13 protein-coding genes and 1 pseudogene are annotated in these 19921 nt (G+C 30.1%); 4 read left to right on the plus strand and 10 right to left on the minus strand.

Going from position 1 to position 19921, the window contains the following annotated elements:
* Positions 1-151: 151 nt before the first annotated feature.
* The 5 genes and pseudogenes from ggt to dnaN form a co-directional block, all read right to left on the minus strand.
* Positions 152-1843: a gamma-glutamyltransferase gene (gene ggt / locus BTO16_RS01460; RefSeq protein ID WP_105019903.1), complete on the minus strand. Its 1692-nt coding sequence runs from the start codon at positions 1841-1843 to the stop codon at positions 152-154.
* Positions 1844-1960: 117 nt separating this feature from the next.
* The gene (locus tag BTO16_RS01465; RefSeq protein ID WP_245891919.1) at positions 1961-2557 is read right to left on the minus strand and encodes an acyl carrier protein phosphodiesterase; all 597 of its coding nucleotides are present in this window, start codon (positions 2555-2557) and stop codon (positions 1961-1963) included.
* A gap of 309 nt (positions 2558-2866) precedes the next feature.
* A complete protein-coding gene (locus tag BTO16_RS17530) occupies positions 2867-3010 on the minus strand; it encodes a hypothetical protein (protein ID WP_170064395.1) in 144 nt (47 codons plus the stop codon).
* Between the two features lie 1037 nt (positions 3011-4047).
* A pseudogene (locus BTO16_RS18030) lies at positions 4048-4245 on the minus strand (DUF6090 family protein); the annotation flags it as partial.
* A gap of 131 nt (positions 4246-4376) precedes the next feature.
* The gene (gene dnaN / locus BTO16_RS01475) at positions 4377-5495 is read right to left on the minus strand and encodes a DNA polymerase III subunit beta (protein WP_105019906.1); all 1119 of its coding nucleotides are present in this window, start codon (positions 5493-5495) and stop codon (positions 4377-4379) included.
* Positions 5496-5670: 175 nt separating this feature from the next.
* On the opposite strand from dnaN, the gene BTO16_RS01480 reads away from it, so the two are divergent.
* From BTO16_RS01480 to BTO16_RS01490, 3 genes are all read left to right on the plus strand, one after another.
* Positions 5671-8163 (plus strand): PIG-L family deacetylase, encoded by a 2493-nt coding sequence (locus BTO16_RS01480; protein ID WP_105019907.1) that lies wholly within the window; start codon positions 5671-5673, stop codon positions 8161-8163.
* A 444-nt stretch (positions 8164-8607) separates the two neighbouring features.
* Positions 8608-10335 (plus strand): sodium:solute symporter, encoded by a 1728-nt coding sequence (locus tag BTO16_RS01485; RefSeq protein ID WP_105019908.1) that lies wholly within the window; start codon positions 8608-8610, stop codon positions 10333-10335.
* A 3-nt stretch (positions 10336-10338) separates the two neighbouring features.
* Entirely contained in the window at positions 10339-11310 is a 972-nt protein-coding gene (locus BTO16_RS01490) for a Gfo/Idh/MocA family protein (RefSeq protein WP_105019909.1), read from the plus strand.
* 6 nt (positions 11311-11316) lie between these two features.
* Here BTO16_RS01490 and BTO16_RS01495 read toward each other — a convergent pair whose 3' ends face one another.
* The 3 genes from BTO16_RS01495 to BTO16_RS01505 all read right to left on the minus strand — a co-directional run bounded on the left by BTO16_RS01495 (position 11317) and on the right by BTO16_RS01505 (position 16380).
* Positions 11317-14661: a CotH kinase family protein gene (locus tag BTO16_RS01495; protein WP_105019910.1), complete on the minus strand. Its 3345-nt coding sequence runs from the start codon at positions 14659-14661 to the stop codon at positions 11317-11319.
* Between the two features lie 285 nt (positions 14662-14946).
* Positions 14947-15660: a carboxypeptidase-like regulatory domain-containing protein gene (locus tag BTO16_RS01500; RefSeq protein ID WP_105019911.1), complete on the minus strand. Its 714-nt coding sequence runs from the start codon at positions 15658-15660 to the stop codon at positions 14947-14949.
* A 192-nt stretch (positions 15661-15852) separates the two neighbouring features.
* On the minus strand, positions 15853-16380 hold the full coding sequence (locus BTO16_RS01505) for a DUF2911 domain-containing protein (protein ID WP_105019912.1): 528 nt from the start codon (positions 16378-16380) through the stop codon (positions 15853-15855).
* 113 nt (positions 16381-16493) lie between these two features.
* Here BTO16_RS01505 and BTO16_RS01510 point away from each other — a divergent pair, with 113 nt between their 5' ends.
* Positions 16494-17255 (plus strand): NAD(P)H-binding protein, encoded by a 762-nt coding sequence (locus tag BTO16_RS01510; protein WP_105019913.1) that lies wholly within the window; start codon positions 16494-16496, stop codon positions 17253-17255.
* Between the two features lie 209 nt (positions 17256-17464).
* Here BTO16_RS01510 and gldG read toward each other — a convergent pair whose 3' ends face one another.
* Entirely contained in the window at positions 17465-19105 is a 1641-nt protein-coding gene (gene gldG / locus BTO16_RS01515) for a gliding motility-associated ABC transporter substrate-binding protein GldG (protein ID WP_105019914.1), read from the minus strand.
* The gene (gldF, locus tag BTO16_RS01520) at positions 19098-19817 is read right to left on the minus strand and encodes a gliding motility-associated ABC transporter permease subunit GldF (protein ID WP_105019915.1); all 720 of its coding nucleotides are present in this window, start codon (positions 19815-19817) and stop codon (positions 19098-19100) included. The genes gldG and gldF overlap by 8 nt, the downstream gene beginning before the upstream one ends.
* Positions 19818-19921: the final 104 nt, after the last annotated feature.

Consider the following 19921-nt stretch of genomic DNA (forward strand, 5'->3'; position numbering starts at 1 on the left):
TAGTTGTTAGTTTTGTATAAAAGTTTAAAAGTTCAAAGTTGGTTACTGTCAGTTCGAGTGATTCCAATTTTTCATCGGAATTGTATCGAGAACACCTATTATGCCGGATTTTTAAATTTTATTTAAAACTCAAAACTCAAAACTTTTTACCCTAAAACCCAACAGCAGCATCATCGCCTCGTTTATCTGCACCGCCTTCTAGTTTACCGTCGGGCAATACTAAAATGGCGTCAACTCTACCGATAATCAAAGAATTTTTTTCAAAAATTGTATATCCTAAAGATTCTAATTTATTTTTTGTATCGGCATTAAAACCATTTGGTTCAAGTGTAATATAATCTGGCAACCATTGATGATGAAAACGAGCTTTATCAACAGACTCTTGCATTCCCATATTGTATTCGGTTACATTTAAAATATTTTGTAAAACCGATGTTATAATTGTAGAACCGCCAGGAGTTCCAATTACCATTTTTAATTTTCCGTCTTTTTCTACAATTGTTGGCGCCATAGAACTTAGCATTCTTTTTTCTGATGCAATTTCGTTAGCTTTAGAACCCACTAAACCATAAACATTTGGCACTCCGGCTTTAACGCTAAAATCGTCCATTTCATTATTTAAAATAAAACCAGCACCTTTTACCACTACTTTAGAACCATAGCCAGTATTTAAAGTTGTAGTAACAGAAACGGCATTTCCAAATTGATCTACAATTGAATAATGTGTTGTTTCATCACTTTCATATCCCAAAATTTTTCCTTGCGAAACTTCGGATGAAGGCGTTGCTTTATCCCAAGAAAAAGAACGCATTCTTTTGTTAATATAGTTGGTGTCTGTTAAACTATCAACAGGCACTTTTACAAAATCAATATCACCTAAATAATGTGCTCTATCGGCATACGATCTTCTTTCTGCTTCTGTTAATAATTGAATGTATTCGGTTGAATTGTGTGCTATTTTAGATAAATCATAAGGCTCAATAGATTTTAAAATTTGAGCTAAACATATTCCACCACTCGCAGGTAAATCCATAGAAGTTATTTTATAACCTTTAAAATTAAAAGTGATGGGATTACGCCAAACAGCTTCATATTTTTCTAAATCTTCGTGCGATATAATTCCGCCTAATTCAGTTACATAATTCACTAAAAAATCGGCGGTTTCACCTTTGTAAAATCCATCTTTTCCAAAATCACGAATCCTTTCTAAAGTTTTTGCTAGTTCTTCTTGTTTTAGAATATCACCTTCTTTCCATTCTTTACCAAAAACAGTTTCATAATTATTTACTTTTTTAAACCTATCAGCAGCACCGTTTAAATCTTCAGCTTCGTTTTTGGTTACAACATAGCCATTTCTTGCCAAATCGATAGAAGGCTGAATTAGATCTTTAAAAGGTAAACTTCCAAATTTTTCGTAGACAGCAAATACACCCGCTACAGAACCAGGGATGGCAACTGCATGTGCGCCCAAGGTGCTTTTATTTTCTATAACATCGCCATTTTCATCTAAATACATGTCTTTATGAGCGGTAATTGGTGCTTTTTCTCTAAAATCTAACGTACCAGTTGTACCGTCTTTATCTCTGTATACCATAAAACCGCCGCCACCAATATTACCAGCAACAGGGTATACAACTGCCAAAGCAAAATGCGTTGCAACCATAGCATCATAAGCATTACCACCTTTTTGTAAAATCGCAGCACCAATTTTAGAAGCTTCTTGTTTTGCAGAAACTACCATTGCTTTTTCTGCTATTAAACCAGTAATTTTTTCTGGTTCAGGTGTTGTTTTGCAATTTATTAACAATAAAGAAATAGCAAAAAAGAAGATAATTTTTTTCATGAGTTTCGAGGTGTATCTAGCTGAATTTAATTCAGGATTTTATCATTTTAAAGGTTAATTTCATTTAGAAGTGTTTAAATAAATTTATTATTCGTAGATTCAGAATGAAATTTGTTACTACTTTATAACGGTTAATTCTTTTAATTTTTGATTAGTGAAATATAATAAATCTTTAAAGAATAGTGTGAAATCTTCTTCAAATTCTTTGTGCAAAATTTGTAAATCTTCAATAGCTAAATTCATTTGAGACTTCCCTTTGGTTCTGTGGTTCATTCCGTTTAAAACTTTCTCAATTCCGTCTTCAAATTGATAATTAAAAAGAATGTTATATTCAATCATGTATTTGATAAATTGTTGTGATTTTACGGGTAATTCTGATGAAATACTGTCGAATAAATCATTAATTGCATCGGTATACATATCCAAAGGAATCGCTGAATAATTTGCCCAGTTTTTAGCTAAGAAATGATCGAAAAATATATCTATAATTACGCCATCATAATGTCTATAACGTTTGTGCAAACGTCTTTTACTTTTTCTTACAACTTTATGAGCATCTGTAAACGTGTCTATTTCTCGATGTAGAAAAATACCTTGCTGAATTTCTTTAGAAAATCCTTCATAAATATTACCTCTAATATGATCTGCAATAAAATTGCCAATCATTATATTGGTGTTGTTTTGTGAGAGATATAAATGTGCTAGAAAATTCATTGAAGTAAAAGTAGTTAAAAACCACAACTAAAAGATGTGGTTTTAAAATATTAAGAATCAAAAATAATTTTGTTCATTTAGATTTCGCTCCTATGGAGCTTTGAATTTATTTTATATGCTACTTTCTTATTAATATTACGCTCCAATGGAGTTAAAAAATCTCAAAGGGATGAAATATGAATAGCTTAATGTTTTGAAGATATTATAAGCCCAAGAAGGGCGAAATATTAAATGTTTATATAGTTTATAAAATCTTCAAATACTTGTGCAACTTTTATCGAAAACTAATTAAAAATATCATTTATTATTTCACATCCAACTTTTAAGCACCTTAAACGTTTCTTCAGTAGTAAATGTTTTTCCAGCTTTTATATCTTCTTCACCTTCTTCAATCATTTTATCTAATTGTTTTTGATGCTTGTAGCTTTTTATAAGTTGATATAAATTGCCCAATGAAGATTCATCTTCATTTTTACAATCTCTAATATTTCATTGCGAATTTTTAAAGTACTCATAACTTGTATTTTAGTAAAGATAAGAAATTTGTAACAAAATTGTGAATGGCAATATTGGTTTTGTTTGTGCAATATTACTTTTTCTATGGGTTATTTAATATGTATTGCAGCGTTTTCTTTTGTTGTTACATGATAGCCAATACAATCATCATTCATATTCATAATCTTAAGTGTTACATCAGAAATAATGTATAAAATGTATGAATCACCACTTGCTATAGTTATTAATTCATCTTTTTGTTTTGTTGCAATATTATTCTGTTTAAACCTAAATTCACTGCCATTTTTAAAGAGGTAAGAAAATTGAATAGGATTCCCTGTTTCATTTGTAAAAATTGAATAGTATCTCTCTGAATCCCTTCTAAAATTACTTCTAGGAATATTTTCCTTAGAAGGTTTCATATTTAAAACTTTAATGGGTCCAATAACTTTAGAGAAAATTGTTTCTTTTTTTACTGTTTTACTAGTCTGCATTTCTTCTATAGATTGTAAAACATCAATTGCCTGTTTCATAAAAGTTCTACTGTCATAAAGATTTAGATAAATAGCGGTACCATATAATGTTAGGTTGTTTTTATGCTCTGAACTGTTCACTAAATAGTTGAGCCATTCATCACTTTTTCTGTCTTTATAATACCAATCATGCTTCTCTGCCATTTTTTGAGTATGATTATTAATAGTCACAATCATTTCATGGAGATTAATTTCAAATTCTTGTGTATAGTAATTATACATTTTCGACATTTTAGAAATTAATGGACTCAAACTTTCTTCTGTTAAATTGGCATTTAGTTTCAATAGTTCAAAACCATTTGTTTGAATGGTGTTTTGTTCAGCAAAATAAAAGAAGGATCTAAGTTGAGGAGATTCTTTATACATTTTAATAGTTGCAGAATCGCTCATGGCAATTTTATAAAGAGAATCTTGGCGTTCCCAAAATATATTTAAATTATTGGCAGTTATAGCATCTTCCAAAAGTTCTCGCTTAATTTGTTCAAATATGAATGCTATTTTTGTGTCATTCGCTTTTTTTTCATTCCAGTTATTTATACTCAACGCAATCAATATCCCAATTACGACAAGAACAATTTCTCCAATGGCATATTTAAAATATTTGCCTGTTTTATTCTGTAACAGTAAGTTTTGTCTAATTTTTCGGAAGAATTTAATCATAGATTTTTGGTTGTTTATCCTTCACAAGATAGTAATTCATTTTCTCATAATTATAAAGCATAAAAAACCACAATCTTTCAATTGTGGTTTTATCTTATATCTTGATTCAAAAGAATCTTTTTTATTAAAAATTAATTATTCAACATCACTGGCATTACCAGCATGGTAACTTGTTCACCTTCATCTGTACCATCAATAGGAGTTAAAATTCCTGCTCTGTTTGGTAAAGACATTTCAATTAAAACTTCATTAGAACTCAGGTTGTTTAACATTTCGCTTAAAAAACGAGAATTAAAACCAATTTGCATATCATCTCCTTGATAATCGCAACTTAAACGTTCGTCTGCTTTGTTGGCGAAATCTAAATCTTCTGCAGAAATATTTAATTCTGTTCCTGCCATTTTTAAACGGATTTGATGCGTCGTTTTGCTAGAGAAAATAGAAACACGTCTTACAGAGTTTAAAAAAGATGCTCTGTCAACAGTTAGTTTATTTGGATTTTCTTTAGGGATTACAGCTTCATAATTTGGGTATTTTCCGTCAATTAAACGACAAACTAACACCACATTATCAAACGTGAATTTTGCATTAGCATCATTATATTCAATAGTAACTTCGCTATCAGAACCACCTAAAATTCCTTTTAATAAATTTAAAGGTTTCTTTGGCATAATAAATTCTGCCGTTTGATCTGCAGTAACATCTGTTCTAGAATATTTTACTAATTTATGCGCATCCGTAGCAACAAAAGTTAAACTTTGAGAGCTAAATTGAAAAAATACTCCGCTCATTACAGGGCGTAAATCATCGTTACCAGCGGCAAAGATTGTTTTAGAGATTGCAGTTCCTAAAATATGTGCAGGAATTATGGTTTTACTTGGTGATGGTAAAGAAACCGCTTTTGGAAACTCATCTCCACCAAAATAAGCCATGTCATATTTTCCTTGATCAGAACTAATTTCTATTGTATTAGCACCTTCTGTCTTGAAGGTTAAAGGTTGATCTGGAAAAGTTTTTAAAGTATCTAACAGCAAACGTGCAGAAACAGCAATAGAACCAACACTGTCACTTTCTACATCTACAACAGAACTCATTGTTGTTTCTAAATCTGATGCTGAGACTTTTAACTGATTTTTAGAAATTTCAAATAAAAAGTTATCTAAAATTGGTAATGTGTTGTTGCTATTTATAACGCCACCTAAAACTTGTAATTGCTTTAATAATTGTGAACTTGATACAATAAATTTCATTTAATTTCTTTTCTTGATTCGAATTACAAATATATTCTAAAAAAGTGACTTTAAAAATTAATTTATCAACAGGTTATCCCCATTTTGTTAATGGATTTAAAACGTTATAATTATGTTAATTGGTGGCTTTTAGGTCTTAAAAAAGCTATTTTTGTTTTATTATCAAACCAAACAAATGAAAAACACCTTTTTTAGTACCATTTCTTTCTTACTTATATTTAGTACCGTTTTTGCACAGAAACCAGAGAAATTAACCTCAAATCAGATTTTCGAAAAAATTCAAAAACTTAATTTTTTAGGAACAGCTCTTTATATTGCTGCACATCCAGACGATGAAAACACTCGTTTAATTGCATATTTAGCAAACAACGTAAAAGCTAGAACGGGTTATTTATCGATTACCAGAGGCGATGGTGGTCAAAATTTAATTGGTCCAGAAATTAGTGAATTATTAGGTGTTATAAGAACGCAAGAATTATTAGCTGCAAGGCATATTGATGGTGGCGAACAGTTTTTTACAAGAGCAAACGATTTTGGCTATTCTAAACATCCAGATGAAACCTTGAAAATTTGGGATAAAGAAAAAGTTTTAAGCGATGTTGTTTGGGCAATTCGAACTTTTAAACCAGACGTTATTATTAATAGATTTAATCATAAAACTCCGGGTTCAACACACGGTCATCATACAGCTTCTGCTATGTTAAGCTTAGAAGCTTTTGACTTGGCTAGTGATCGTTCTCAGTTTTCTGATCAACTAAAACATACCAGTGTTTGGACTCCGAAACGATTGTTTTTTAACACTTCTTCTTGGTTTTATAGAAATCAAGAAGACTTTGACAACGCCACAAAAGGCAAGTTAACTTCTTTTGATGTTGGTGTTTATTATCCTTTAAAAGGCTTGTCTAACAATGAGTTAGCGTCAATGGCAAGTAGCCAACATTTGTGTCAAGGTTTTGGTAGATTAACCACCAGAGGCGAACAAGAAGAATATGTAGAATTTTTAAAAGGAGATCCTTTAAAAGATAAAAATGATATTTTTTCGGGAATTAACACCACTTGGAATCGTATAAACAACGGAGGTGAAATTGGTGTTGTTTTATACGATGTTGAAGAAAATTTTGATTTTGTAAATCCGTCTAAACATCTACCAAAATTGATGGAAGCCTATCAATTAATCCAAAAATTAGAAGATGCACATTGGCGCGAAATTAAAGAAAAACAACTCAAAGAAATTATTGAGGCTTGTGCTGGTTTGTATTTAGAAGCATCGGTAAATAGTTCTTACGGAACGCCAAATGCCGCTGTAGAAGTTGAGTTAGAAGCTTTAAATAGAAGTACAATTCAAATTGAGTTAACTTCAATTACATCTACTATTGATAAAAGAAACAGTGTAAAAGAAGTTGATTTAGTACCAAATAAGAAAATTGAATTTAAAGAAACAATCAATCTAAAAACTAATGCTTTTTCTGATCCTTATTGGTTAAAAGAAAAAGGTTCTTTAGGTGTTTATAAGGTTGATAATCAATTGTTAATTGGAAAGCCTGAAACGCCAAGACCTGCAAAAATTGATTTTAATTTAACGATTAACAGTGTACCTATTACTATTACCAAAAATATAGTTCATAGATTTTCTGAGCGTGATAAAGGTGAAATTTATGAGCCTTTTGAGATTTTACCAATAATTACTACAAAGTTAAAAAATAAAGTACTTATTTTTTCTGATGATGCTCCTCAAAAAGTTTTAGTAGAAGTTAGAGCAGGTGCTAATAATATAGCAGGAAAAGTGAGTTTGCAAACTCCAGAAAATTGGGTTGTTTCACCTAAAGAAATCGATTTTAATATCAGTCAAAAAAACGATAAAAAAACGGTTGAGTTTCTAGTGACACCTCCAAAAAATCAAGCAGAAGGTATACTAAAAGTAATTGCGACTTCGGGAGGAGAAACGTATCAAAAAGAATTAATTGAAATCAATTATAATCACATTCCAAAGCAATCGATTTTGTTAAATTCAGAAGCTAAAATTGTTCGTTTAAATATTGAAAAAGTAGGAAGCTATATTGGGTATATCAATGGTGCAGGTGATGCAATTCCTGAAGATTTAAGACAAATTGGATACACGGTTGTTGAGATAAATCCATTGGAAATAGATGAAAAAAATTTACTAAAGTTTGACGCAATTGTTTTAGGAATTAGAGCTTATAATGTTGTTGATGAGTTAAAATTTAAACAAAAATATTTGCTACAATATGTTGAAAAAGGCGGAAATATGGTTGTGCAATACAACACAGATAGAGGTGTAGATGTTTTTGCACCCTTTACTTTAAATTTATCTAATGATAGAGTTACAGATGAATTTGCTGATGTAAGAATTATTGATAAAAATCATGAAATTTTAAATTTCCCAAATAAAATTACTGCGGATGATTTTAAAGGTTGGGTGCAAGAAAGAGGCTTGTATTTTCCTGACTCTTGGAGTACGGAATATTCGCCCATTTTTTCTATGAATGATAAAGGTGAAACGGCAAAAAACGGGAGTTTATTAATTGCTAAATATGGAAAAGGAAATTACATTTATACAGGTTTAAGTTTCTTTAGAGAATTGCCTGCAGGAGTTTCTGGAGCGTATAAGTTGTTTGCAAACATGTTGTCTGTTGGGAAAAAGAAGTAGGTTTAAAATCTTTAAATTGGGTGTTAGAAAGTTGGAATAAAAATGTCAGTTCGAGTAAATCTGCTTTTTTGCAAATTTGTATCGAGAACTTTTTCTAAAACTAAATTTAAAGAATAAGTAATAAACTTAAGTATTAGTTTATAGATAATCTAAAAGTTAGCAAATAAGTTTAGCCCTGATTGAAACAGTTGTTTGGGCTCTTTTTTAGTGTCAGTTCGAGTGAATTTGCCTTTCGCACATTTGTATCTAGCGCACACTAAAAAAAGCGAGTTAGATACTGAATCAAGTTTAGCCCAATAAGCAGGAATTAGCTTCTTAAAAATATAAGATATAATGAAAGAACAAAAATACACTTGGAAAAAAGAATACAGTTTTGTGTTGATTGCAAATCTTGTTTACATCATTATATTCTTTTTGATCACTAATTATTTTACAGTTTAATTGATGGATATTACTAGCAAATTACATTATATAGATTGGATAATTCTTGCAGGGACATTATTATTTATTGTTGGTTACGGAACCTATGTAACCAGAAAAAACAGCAATGTAACGGATTATATAAAAGGAGGAAACGACTCGAAATGGTGGACGATAGGTTTGTCTGTTATGGCAACGCAAGCCAGTGCAATTACGTTTTTATCAACTCCAGGTCAAGCGTTTCATAGCGGAATGGGTTTTGTGCAATTCTATTTTGGATTGCCAATTGCTATGGTAATAATTTGTGTGGTTTTTATACCTATTTATCACAAGTTGAAAGTCTACACAGCTTATGAGTTTTTAGAAGGTAGATTCGATTTAAAAACTAGAAGTTTAGCAGCCATTTTATTTTTAATTCAACGAGGTTTGGCAGCGGGAATTACCATTTTTGCGCCAGCAATTATTTTAAGTGCAGTGCTAGGTTGGGATTTATTAACCTTAAATATTATCATTGGGTTTTTAGTAATTATTTACACGGTTTCTGGAGGAACAAAAGCCGTAAATGTTACGCAAAAGCAACAAATGATTATCATTTTTATAGGAATGGTTATTGCTTTTTATATGATTATGAGTCAGCTTCCTGCGGATATTACGTTTACAAAAGCCCTAGAAATTGCGGGTGCAAGTGATAAAATGCAAGTGTTAGATTTTTCTTTTGATTTAAGCAATAGATATACAGTTTGGACAGGGATTTTGGGAGGAACCTTTTTAATGCTCTCTTATTTTGGAACAGATCAAAGTCAGGTGCAGCGCTATTTATCAGGCAAATCTGTTAGAGAAAGTCAGTTAGGTTTAATTTTTAACGGATTGTTAAAAGTGCCCATGCAGTTTTTTATTCTGTTAATTGGTGTGATGGTTTTTGTGTTTTATCAATTTAATCCATCGCCATTAAATTTTAATCCAGGAGCAAATGAAGAAGTTGCAAAGTCGAAATATGTTGAAGAATATCAACAATTAGAAGCCGCACACATCAATATTGAAAACACTAAAAAAGTAATTTTTGCTGATGGTTTTCAAGCTGCTGAAAAACAACAAATTCGAGATTTAAATGCAAGAGATTTAGAAATTAAAGAAGCTGCAAAAGACATTATTAATAAGGTTTCCGACGAAAATAATTTAAAGAAGATAGAGTCAAATGATAAAGATTATGTTTTTATTCATTTTATTATAAATAATTTACCAAGAGGATTAATAGGACTTTTATTAGCGGTTATTTTATCGGCAGCAATGTCATCTACAGCATCCGAATTAAATGCGTTGGCCAGCACAACAGCAATGGATTTGTATAAGCGAAATATTGAGGAAGAAAAGAGCGATGCACATTATGTAAAAGCGTCTAAGTGGTTTACGCTAGTTTGGGGAATTATAGCGATTTCTGTGGCGTGTATTGCTAATTTATTTGATAATTTAATTCAGTTAGTAAATATTATTGGTTCTATTTTCTACGGAAACGTTTTAGGTATTTTCTTGTTAGCATTTTTTATCAAATTTGTAAAAGGAAATGCTGTTTTTATAGCAGCACTAATTACGCAAGTTCTAATTATTGGGGTTTTTATATTAGACTGGTTGCCGTATTTATGGTTAAATTTATTAGGATGTGCTTTGGTAATGGCAATTGCAATTCTGTTACAGTTTATGGTTCCCTCAAAAGAGAATAGGAGTGAAGCGATCGAAACAATTGGGATAGAGTAATTTATGGAAAAAAGAAATATACGTTGGGGAATTATTGGTCTCGGAAAAATAGCAAACAAATTCGCAACAGATTTATCAGCTTTAGATGATACAGAATTAGTGGCTGTTGCTTCAAGAAATCAGGGAAATGCGAATGATTTTGCGCAAAAATACAATGTAAAAAAAGCCTATAATTCTTATGAAGAATTAGCGAAAGATACGGATGTAGATGCCGTTTATATTGCTACTCCACACAGTTTTCATAAACAACATTCCATACTTTGTTTGCAAAACAAAAAAGCAGTTTTGTGCGAAAAACCTTTTGCAATGAATTTGCAAGAAGTTACAGAAATGATTGCTGTTGCAAAAGAAAATAATGTCTTATTGATGGAAGCTTTATGGACGTTCTTTTTACCGCATTTTAACTATGTTTTAGAACTTGTTAAAAACGAGAAATTTGGAAATTTAAAAAGTTTAGAGGCGGATTTTGGGTTTAAGCCAACTTTCGATTTAGAAAGTAGGTTGTTTAAAAAAGAAATTGGCGGAGGAAGTTTATTAGATATTGGAATTTATCCAATTTTTGCAGCTTTGTCAACTTTAGGAATGCCTGATGATATTGATACAAAAGCTACTTTTTTTGAAACAGGAGCAGATGCTGAGTGTACCATGATTTTTAAGTATAAAGACGCAAAAGCTACTTTAAAAAGTACGTTGTTAGAGGAAACAAAAACCGAAGCAATTTACACTTTTGATGCTGCGATTGTAAAAATTAATACACAGTTTCATGCGCCTTCTACAGTAACAATTATTCAAGGTAAGAATGAAGAAACTATCGATTTTGGATACAAAACAATTGGTTATAATTTTGAAACAGAACACTTCAATCAGCTTTTAAGAAGAAGTAAAAAAGAAAGTGATGTAATGACTTTTGAATTTTCTAAAAACTTGATAAAAACGTTGGATGAAGTTAGAAAGATGATTGGGTTGGAGTATTAATACTATTTAGTTTTTTATGATTTTTGAGGTTCTTTTTTCATTATCGGTATATATTGTTATAAAATAAACTCCAGATTTATAATCTTTTAAATTTATAAGTTGGTTTTGATTATTAGGCTTTTCATTATAAATTATTTGTCCTATTAAATTATGAATAGAAATTCTTGTTATCGTTTTTTCTGAAACAATTCGGATGTTCTTTTTTGTTGGGTTTGGAAAAATGTTAAGATTTGATTTTAATGAAACATTTTTAGTATTTAAAGCTGAATCGGTGCTTTTGCCTTCTACCGAAATATTATTTAGAACAACAGTCTTTCCGGTTTCTTCAAACATATTATTTCCATTAAATCGTATTCTAACCTTAAAATTTGGGTTATTATTTGCACTTTCAACACTTGAAAAATCAAACTGTTTTAAGGAGTAATTTGAATTAACGGAGCTTGAATTTACACTTAAATTGCTGTTAGACCAGTTATCTCCATCAAAGTAATCAATTAATAAACTGTTTGCAGCACCATCAGATTTTATAGCTAGAGAAACTTTAATTTCATCAAAATTTGTGGTCGAAAATTCTAATTCTATTGTATTTTCAAGTTCGCCAAATTTAAAAGGTTGTTTAATTTGTAATCCTCTTATAATGTCTGCTGTATACAAAGTATTATTATTAGCTTCTGCTTTGTAGTTTATATTTGTTGGGTCATTTTTTCTTTCTAAAGAAGCTTTACGCCAATTTTCATTTGTTTTAGAGAATGGGTAACCGGTTAAAGAAGATGTGTATTTTAAAGAAGCATTCAGTCCATTTCTGGAATAAGTAGCATTCAATATTTCTAATGATAAATCGTTAGGAATTCTATTATCTTTCAACCAAAAATAAATTAAATGAGAAGCTGTATTTGAATCTTTATTAAAATTTGCAATTATATTAGCGTCCTTACTAGGGTTCATTGTTATCACAGGATTCGTGCCAGAGGCATCTCCAGACCAATGAGAGAAAACAAAACCACTTAAAGGTTTTGCTTCTAATTTAATAGGGATGTTTTCATAATAAAGACCCGTCCAAGGATAGGGATTTTGAGATACTCCCGCAGTTGTATTTTTTATAGAAATGGTATTCATTTTAATAAAACCTCCATTTTTATTAGAAATATTTAAATTAAATTGATACGTATTATTTATATTAAAAAAAGTTTTTATTTGATTTTGTAATCTTAACGGTCTCGCTTCTATCCATTCTAAAAGATTTCTTTTACTAGAATTACTATAAAAACCCTCATCTCTTTCATCTGAGCGGTTAATGTCTTCAGCCAGATAAGGCGTAACCTCATCAAATGTTTCTTTAACTATATTTTTAAATCTTTCTTTTGTGAACCCAGAATTTGATAAATCTGCAAATCTTTTTATAAATTGATTTTTAAAGTCTACATTCTCTAAAAGGTTTCCAAATATAGAAATATCGACTTTTCCGGTTGTTAAGGCATGTTCTTCTAACCAATTTTGATCATCGGCTAAGGTTGCTTCAAAATCTCTTGTAATTGCGCGCCATTTCCCATCACCGTAAGAATTATTTTCAGGATTTCTTACCTTCCAAAAATTCCATTCATGGGCTCTACTTTCACTAAATATTTGAATTATTAATTCGTCTATAAGCGACTCCATGTCTAATAGTTCGGCAGCTCTGTTGTAGTTTTCGCTTACCTTCATATCATTGTTTAGAATGAAATCTCTCATTTCTTCATAACTTATAAAATCGCTTTCTTCTCCTTCACCAAGTTCACATCTTCCTTTGTCACAATCTACAATTAGTACGTTATCCTTATCTAAACCAAAATTATAGGCAAAATGATATTCATCAAAACGGTCTCTTATAGCCGATAGACCCCAATATTCTCCATTAATAAAATGTACAACATTCTGAATTCTTGTGATTCCATGGTAAAAAGGTTGCATTAATTTATTAAAAACTACGTCAAAAGCAACATCTCCACCACTTCCATCTCCTCTTAGTAATAATCTTTTATTACTGCTGTTAAAAACTGATCCAGGAATTTTTTCTTTTAATAAATTATGCTCAAAAGTATTTTGATTATCATACTCACTTCTTGCATATAATCTTAAACTTTTTAAGATACTACCTCTAGAATTATTTCCATGCACTCTAAATCCTGCATTTACATTTAGAACAGGATTTAAAGAATTTGAATCAAAAATTTCTACACTTGCAGGAAATTCCCATTCTCTTCCGCTTCTCCAATAGTTGTTATTCTGAACTTTGTATGAATTTTTATCTGAAGGATTTTGCTCTCTCCAAGTATCAAAATCTATACCGGCATTATAAATTCCATCGTAGTAATCGAACAATACATTTTCTTGTAATTGAATAGAAACTACTGGTATTGTATAAGGGTTACCGTTTTTCCAAATAAAATAAGTTTTTGCAACTGTTTCAGAAGTTTTACCGTTTAAAAAAGCTTTTGCTTTAATGATAGTGGTTTTCCGCACGGGGTTTATAGGAACATAAATGTCATCTTGAACTGAGTTTTTGTTTGCTACTTTATCCACATCATTAGAGCGGTCTCTAATTAAAATTGAAGAATTGTATATCTGAGATACATAAGTTTCGTCAATAAAAGGACCAAAAGGATCACCAATATCATCTGGATAAATGTTTTTATATTGAAAACTTGTGCCTGATAAGTTGTTAATATCTGGTTCTGATCCATCAAAAGTATACACAATTGTTGCATTCGTATTATCGTTTAAAAGTTCTAAGTTAAATGGATTTTTGTAAAGGCCAGAAACATGTGAAAAAGTGGGTGGATTCAATTTTTCTGCATCAACTTGAGAATTATTTGATAAATTAGGTGTTGGAGATGAAAAATAAGACCAATTACCCGTTCCGTTTATTTGACGCCCATAAGATTCATCTTTTTGTAAAACAACAGAAGGGCAGTTGTTTATGATGTTACCAGAAGAGTCAGAAATAATTATTTTCTCTCCATTAGAGCTAATTTTAAAGTTGGTGTGTAATGGTTTATTTGGGATTATGCGATTTTTATCTGAAGCCCAAATTAATAGATATTGATCTGGATATATAGTAACTCTAGGAAAAATCCATTTTTTAGGATCAGATTCGTTATCACTTAGACCAAATCCTTCTAAATTTATGGCTATAGAACCATAGTTATATATTTCAATCCAGTCTTCAAAATCACCATCTTCGTCAGAAATCGTAATTTTATTGGATGACATTATCTCATTAATTGCAATATTTTGAGATTGAGTATTGAAAATATTGTAGATAAAAATTACATAAAATAAAACAAGAGTTTTATTGAAATTTGATGTTTCCATAGCGAGGAATATTTATTTATAATTAGCGATTTTTTTAATTTCTGGGGGAAATTTTGCTGGGGGGTGAGAGAAGTTTACTTGATAACTATTTCTTAAACTGCTCATTACAAATGTAATGAATTATTTTTAAATATAATTAATTAGTATTTTTACTTTTTTTTTAAAGAAGTTTTAGCGGTATTTAACATGAATTGTTTTTTACTATACTTTAAAAACGAACAATAAATTTACTTTGATAAACTATAATGCAATTAATTTTTATGTAGTCTTAGGTTGAAATTTTGTTCAATATTTTCTTCTAAATATATTAACAATTTTTCTAAATATATTTTGCTTATTTATTATTACAACTTCTCCCATTATAATTTCTTCTATAACAAGAGTATTTTCAATCATTTTTACATTTAGATATTCTGTTTCATGGTTGATTTGTATTTCTTGCATTTCAAATCCCAGATAATAAAACATAAGAATAAGATTTTTATCTAATGCTGTTTTTTTGATGGTAATCGTAAAATTTCCGTCAAAATCAGTTTCAAGTTTGTTAGAATATCCTTTTAAAAGGATGTTTACTCCCGGTAAACCTCCATTTTCATCAAATACATGACCTTTAATCTCTAAAGAATCTTTTAATTTTTTATTGAAAACAGTATCTTTATTCACGCTATTTAACTGCGTTATTTTTATTTTTTCTGTAGTTTTATTTTGGCTAAATATTGGAGTTGTTAAGGAAAGCAAAGTTGTAATTCCAAAAAGTAGTCCGGTTTTAGAGTATTTATTATTTTGTAAAGAAGAGATCTCTATGTTTAATTGTTCAGGTTTAAATTTTCCACAAAATTTTTGATTGCTATCTAAAATTCTTGAGAGTTGATAATTTGACTTTTCTGTGAAATTAAAAACTTCCTTATTACAGTTTAAACAGAAGGCCCCTTTTTCGGTTGTGGTCATTTCGTTCCATTTTTCACTGCATGGTTTCGGAATTTTTATTTCGTATTTCATTTACCTTGTTTATTAATTTAACAACTATTTGCTGATAGTTTTAATCTTGAATTAAATTTAAAAGTAGTAATTTGCATCACAATTTAGCTAAGTTAGTGTTTTTTAAACAGAAAAAAATATAATAAAAATATAGTTTAAACAAAAAAAATCTCAAGCTTTCACTTGAGATTCTAAAATGTAATTTTTTGTAAGTTAATTAGTTACATCAATTTGTACACCAACATACGTGTTTTCCCAAAGGAAACCTAAAACAGTGCTTGTGTCTTTTACATCATCAAATAGAATTGTAAAAGTTTCAATAGTATCAGGAACTGGCATTACTTCAGCAGCAACTTTTACAGCAACTTTAGCTTCATCCCATTCTTTTGGAGTTCCCCAATTTGTAGTATCCGTATAAAAAATAACGTCCCAAGATTCTTCATTAGGTACTGTATACAAAGCATACGTTCCTGCTGCTAATTTTGCATCTCCAACCATTACATCTTTACTAAAAGTTATTTTAGTACTCGCATTTGCGCCAGTTCTCCAAACTTTATCAAACGGAACTAAATCTCCAAAAATAGTTCTGTCTTTTACGCCTGGTCTAGAATAGTCTACAGATATAGTTGTAAAACCTACTACTTGTTCAATTTTTTGAGAAGGACTAGCAGGTGCTTTTTTTTGTGCATTTGTAGAAAACGCAATCGCTACTACAAATAAACTTAATAATATTTTTTTCATGATATTTGTGTTTTATTAATTTTGTTAAATCTACGATTTCAAAATAGTATAATTGTTAACAAAATCTTAAAATAAGGGATTGTATCTTTGTTGCTATAAATAGAGTTTCTTAGATGAAAAATGTTAGTATTTTAGGTTTTGGTTGGTTAGGGAAATCATTAGCAATTTCTTTGTTAGATGAAGGTTATACCGTAAAAGGTTCTACTACATCCGAAGAAAAATTAGAGCTTTTAGAACTGAATCATATCGAACCCTATATCGTTGATATTTCTGACTTTGAAGAGTTTGATGATTTTTTAAATGCGGATATTTTAATTATAGCAATTACTTCTAAAGATATTGACGGGTTCGAAAATTTGATTGCTCAAATTGAAAGTTCTAGCATTCAAAAAGTAATTTTTATAAGTTCTACTTCTGTGTACGGAATGTTAAATAGAGTAATCACAGAAGAAGATGAAGTTTTAAAAACTCCCTTAACAGAAATTGAAAACTTGTTTAGAGAAAATACTTTTTTTGAAACAACAATCATTCGTTTTGCTGGTTTGTTTGGTGATCAAAGGCATCCTGCGAATTGGTTTAAAAACGGTCGAAAAATTCCGCAACCAAAAGGTTTTGTAAACATGATTCATAAAGAAGATTGCATTGAAATTATTCTTGAAATTATTGCTCAAAATTGTTGGAATGAAACCTTTAATGCCTGCTCTAATCATCATCCAACAAGAAGAGAGTTTTACACAATTGCAAAATTAAGTAATGATGTTGAGGTTCCAGAATTTGAGGATACTGATATCTACGAATGGAAAATTATAAGCTCTAAAAAAGTACAAGAAGTTTTAGGTTATACTTTTATTCATGATGATTTGCTAAGTGTCTAGTTTTAAGGTTTTTAGTGTTTTATAATTCTGAGCAAGAAAGTGAAAAGATCTCGTTGAAGCTTTACCCTTTTTATTCGAGATTTCTCATTAGTTTATTTTTAGCAAGGTCTAAATGCCAGTTCGTTGTAAGTTAGAGTGATTTTCGATTTTTTTGAGAAAATTGTATCGAGAACCTTTTTAACATACTATTTTTTAATGTTCACTAAAAACTAACTATACTTTCTCTTTCTCAAGTAATTAAATACAAATCCAAAAGTAAACAGTAAAATTAGCGGTAAAACGACATTTAAAAATTGCCAAAAAGTTCTTTCTTTGTAAGCTTTTTGCTTGTCTAAAACATTAATTTTTAAAGTCTTGTTTCTTAGTTCGATTAAGCCTGTATCATCTAATAAATAATCTATAGAATTTAAGAGAAAATCTTTATTACCAAATTCTTCATTCGTCCATTTATCTCTTGCTAAATCGGTCGGTTTTCCTTTTAAAACTTGATTTTTAGCAACATCACCATCCGAAATTACAATCATTTTATTATCGATTGCATTTTCTTTAAAAAGTGAAGTTTCAAAAGGTTTTACACGGTTTTTATAGGCTGATTTAAAATCGCCTTCGAGCAAAATAGCAAACAGTTGATTTCCCGAAACGTATTCTTGCTCTAAAGGCTCATCAGCAATAGATTGCAGCTCAATAATTGTGGGCGTTCCTACTTTTTGAGTTAACGGCGAACTCTGTAATAAAGGTGTTTTTTTGATGTTATTTTTAAGCGTATCAATTTGATTTGCAAATTGTAATCGCACGGGTGCAATGTTTTTTGTAATCGCACTATTCGGATTACCGCCAACTAATGGATGGTAAAACCAATCTAAATTCTGAAACTGAGTTTGGTTGCCAACTGTACCCGTTGCTAAGGCAATTTTTGCGGAATATAAATCTTTAACAAGTGTTGTGTTTATTCTAATTCCGTATGAAAACAGCAAATCTGTCAAGTCTAAATCTCTTGGATACGCCATCATTTTTCCTGATGCAAGTAAACTGTCTTGATCTGCTTGCACATTGTCTATCATCCACAAGGTTTTACCGCCGTTTGCAATAAATTGATCGATGGTAAATTTTTCTTCGGATGTAAATTTTTGAGTTGGTTTTGCAATAATAGCCAAATCGAAGGAGTTTAATTCCTGCAAGGTTTTCTGCGGATTTTTAGCAACAGAATCTAACGTGAATTTTGCCAACCTGTATTTTTGAGCAACTTTACTTAAAAAGCTAATCAAATAAATATCTGCTAATTGTCCGTTTCCACTTAAAAATGCAATTGTTTTTTGTTCTTTTTGAGTGATTGAATTTATAACATTGCTAAAACTATATTCTAAATTTTCAATCGCTTTTTGCAGTTGTTCTTCTTGGCTGGCAACAATTGCTGTTGGTAATAATGAAACTGTTTTTGTTTGATCGGCAAAGTTAATTTCTGCCCAAGGAAAAATAATGGCTTCGGATAATTTACCATCTTCTTCAACGGTTAATTGACTTGGCATCATCCCTCTTTTTATCAAGTCTTCGCGCTGCTCATCAGGATTTTCGAAATGGATGATAATATTGCTATTTTTTGCCGCTAATTCTTCTAAATATTGACGCGTTTCAACTTGTAATCTTTTAAATTCTGATGGAAAATCGCCTTCTAAATAGACCGTTATAAAAAGTGGTTTGTCAACCTTAGAAAGAATGGTTTTTGTAGTTTCAGAAAGTGTGTAACGTTGGTCTTGTGTTACATCAAAACGATGGTAAAATGATTGATTAATAGTGTTTAAAGCAACCAAACCAATCATCAGAAATAAAATATTTTTTAGCTTCTTATTCATTTTCTAATCTTGTTTTAGTAATGAATAAAAAGAAAAAAGTTACACTTAAAAAATAAATAAGATCTCTTGTGTCTATAACGCCTCTAGAAATACTTTTAAAATGCTCGTTAATTCCTAGTTTTTGAATCGTTAAACTACTGTTTCCAAAAGAAGTAGCAATGGCATCAAATCCGAAGAAAAGAAAAAACGTTATAAAAACGCCTAGAATAAAAGCTACAATTTGATTTTTTGATAAAGTAGATGTAAACAAACCAATGGATGTATACGTTGCCGCTAAAAAAAGTAAACCTATATAAGAACCAATAGTGCTGCCAAAATCGATGTTTCCAGTAGGATTACCTAATTTGTAAACAGTAAAAACATATATAAAAGTAGGAATAATAGCAATGATAACTAAAAGTAGCGATGCTGTAAATTTACCCAAAACGATTTGCCAATCGGTTAAAGGTTTTGTTTTTAAAAGTTCGATGGTTCCTGTATTAAATTCATCAGCAAAACTTTTCATTGTTATTGCTGGAATCAGAAAAAGAAAAACCCAAGGCGCTAGATAAAAAAACGGAGTTACATCTGCAAAACCAGTATTTAAAATATTAAAATCGTCGTTAAAAATAAATAAGAACAAACCATTTATCAGCAAGAAAACACCAATTACTAAATAAGCAATTGGTGATGCAAAAAATGAGTTAATTTCTTTTTTTAAAATGGCAATCAAATTTTACTTTTTATTGGGTTCAAAGATTCAAAAATTTAAAATTTATATAGTTCGATGATATGATTTTTTCGTTTTTTAAAAACTAAAAACTAAAAACTAAAAAC

The sequence above is a fragment of the Polaribacter glomeratus genome, assembly GCF_002954665.1.
In the GTDB taxonomy this organism is placed as follows: Bacteria; Bacteroidota; Bacteroidia; order Flavobacteriales; family Flavobacteriaceae; genus Polaribacter; species Polaribacter glomeratus.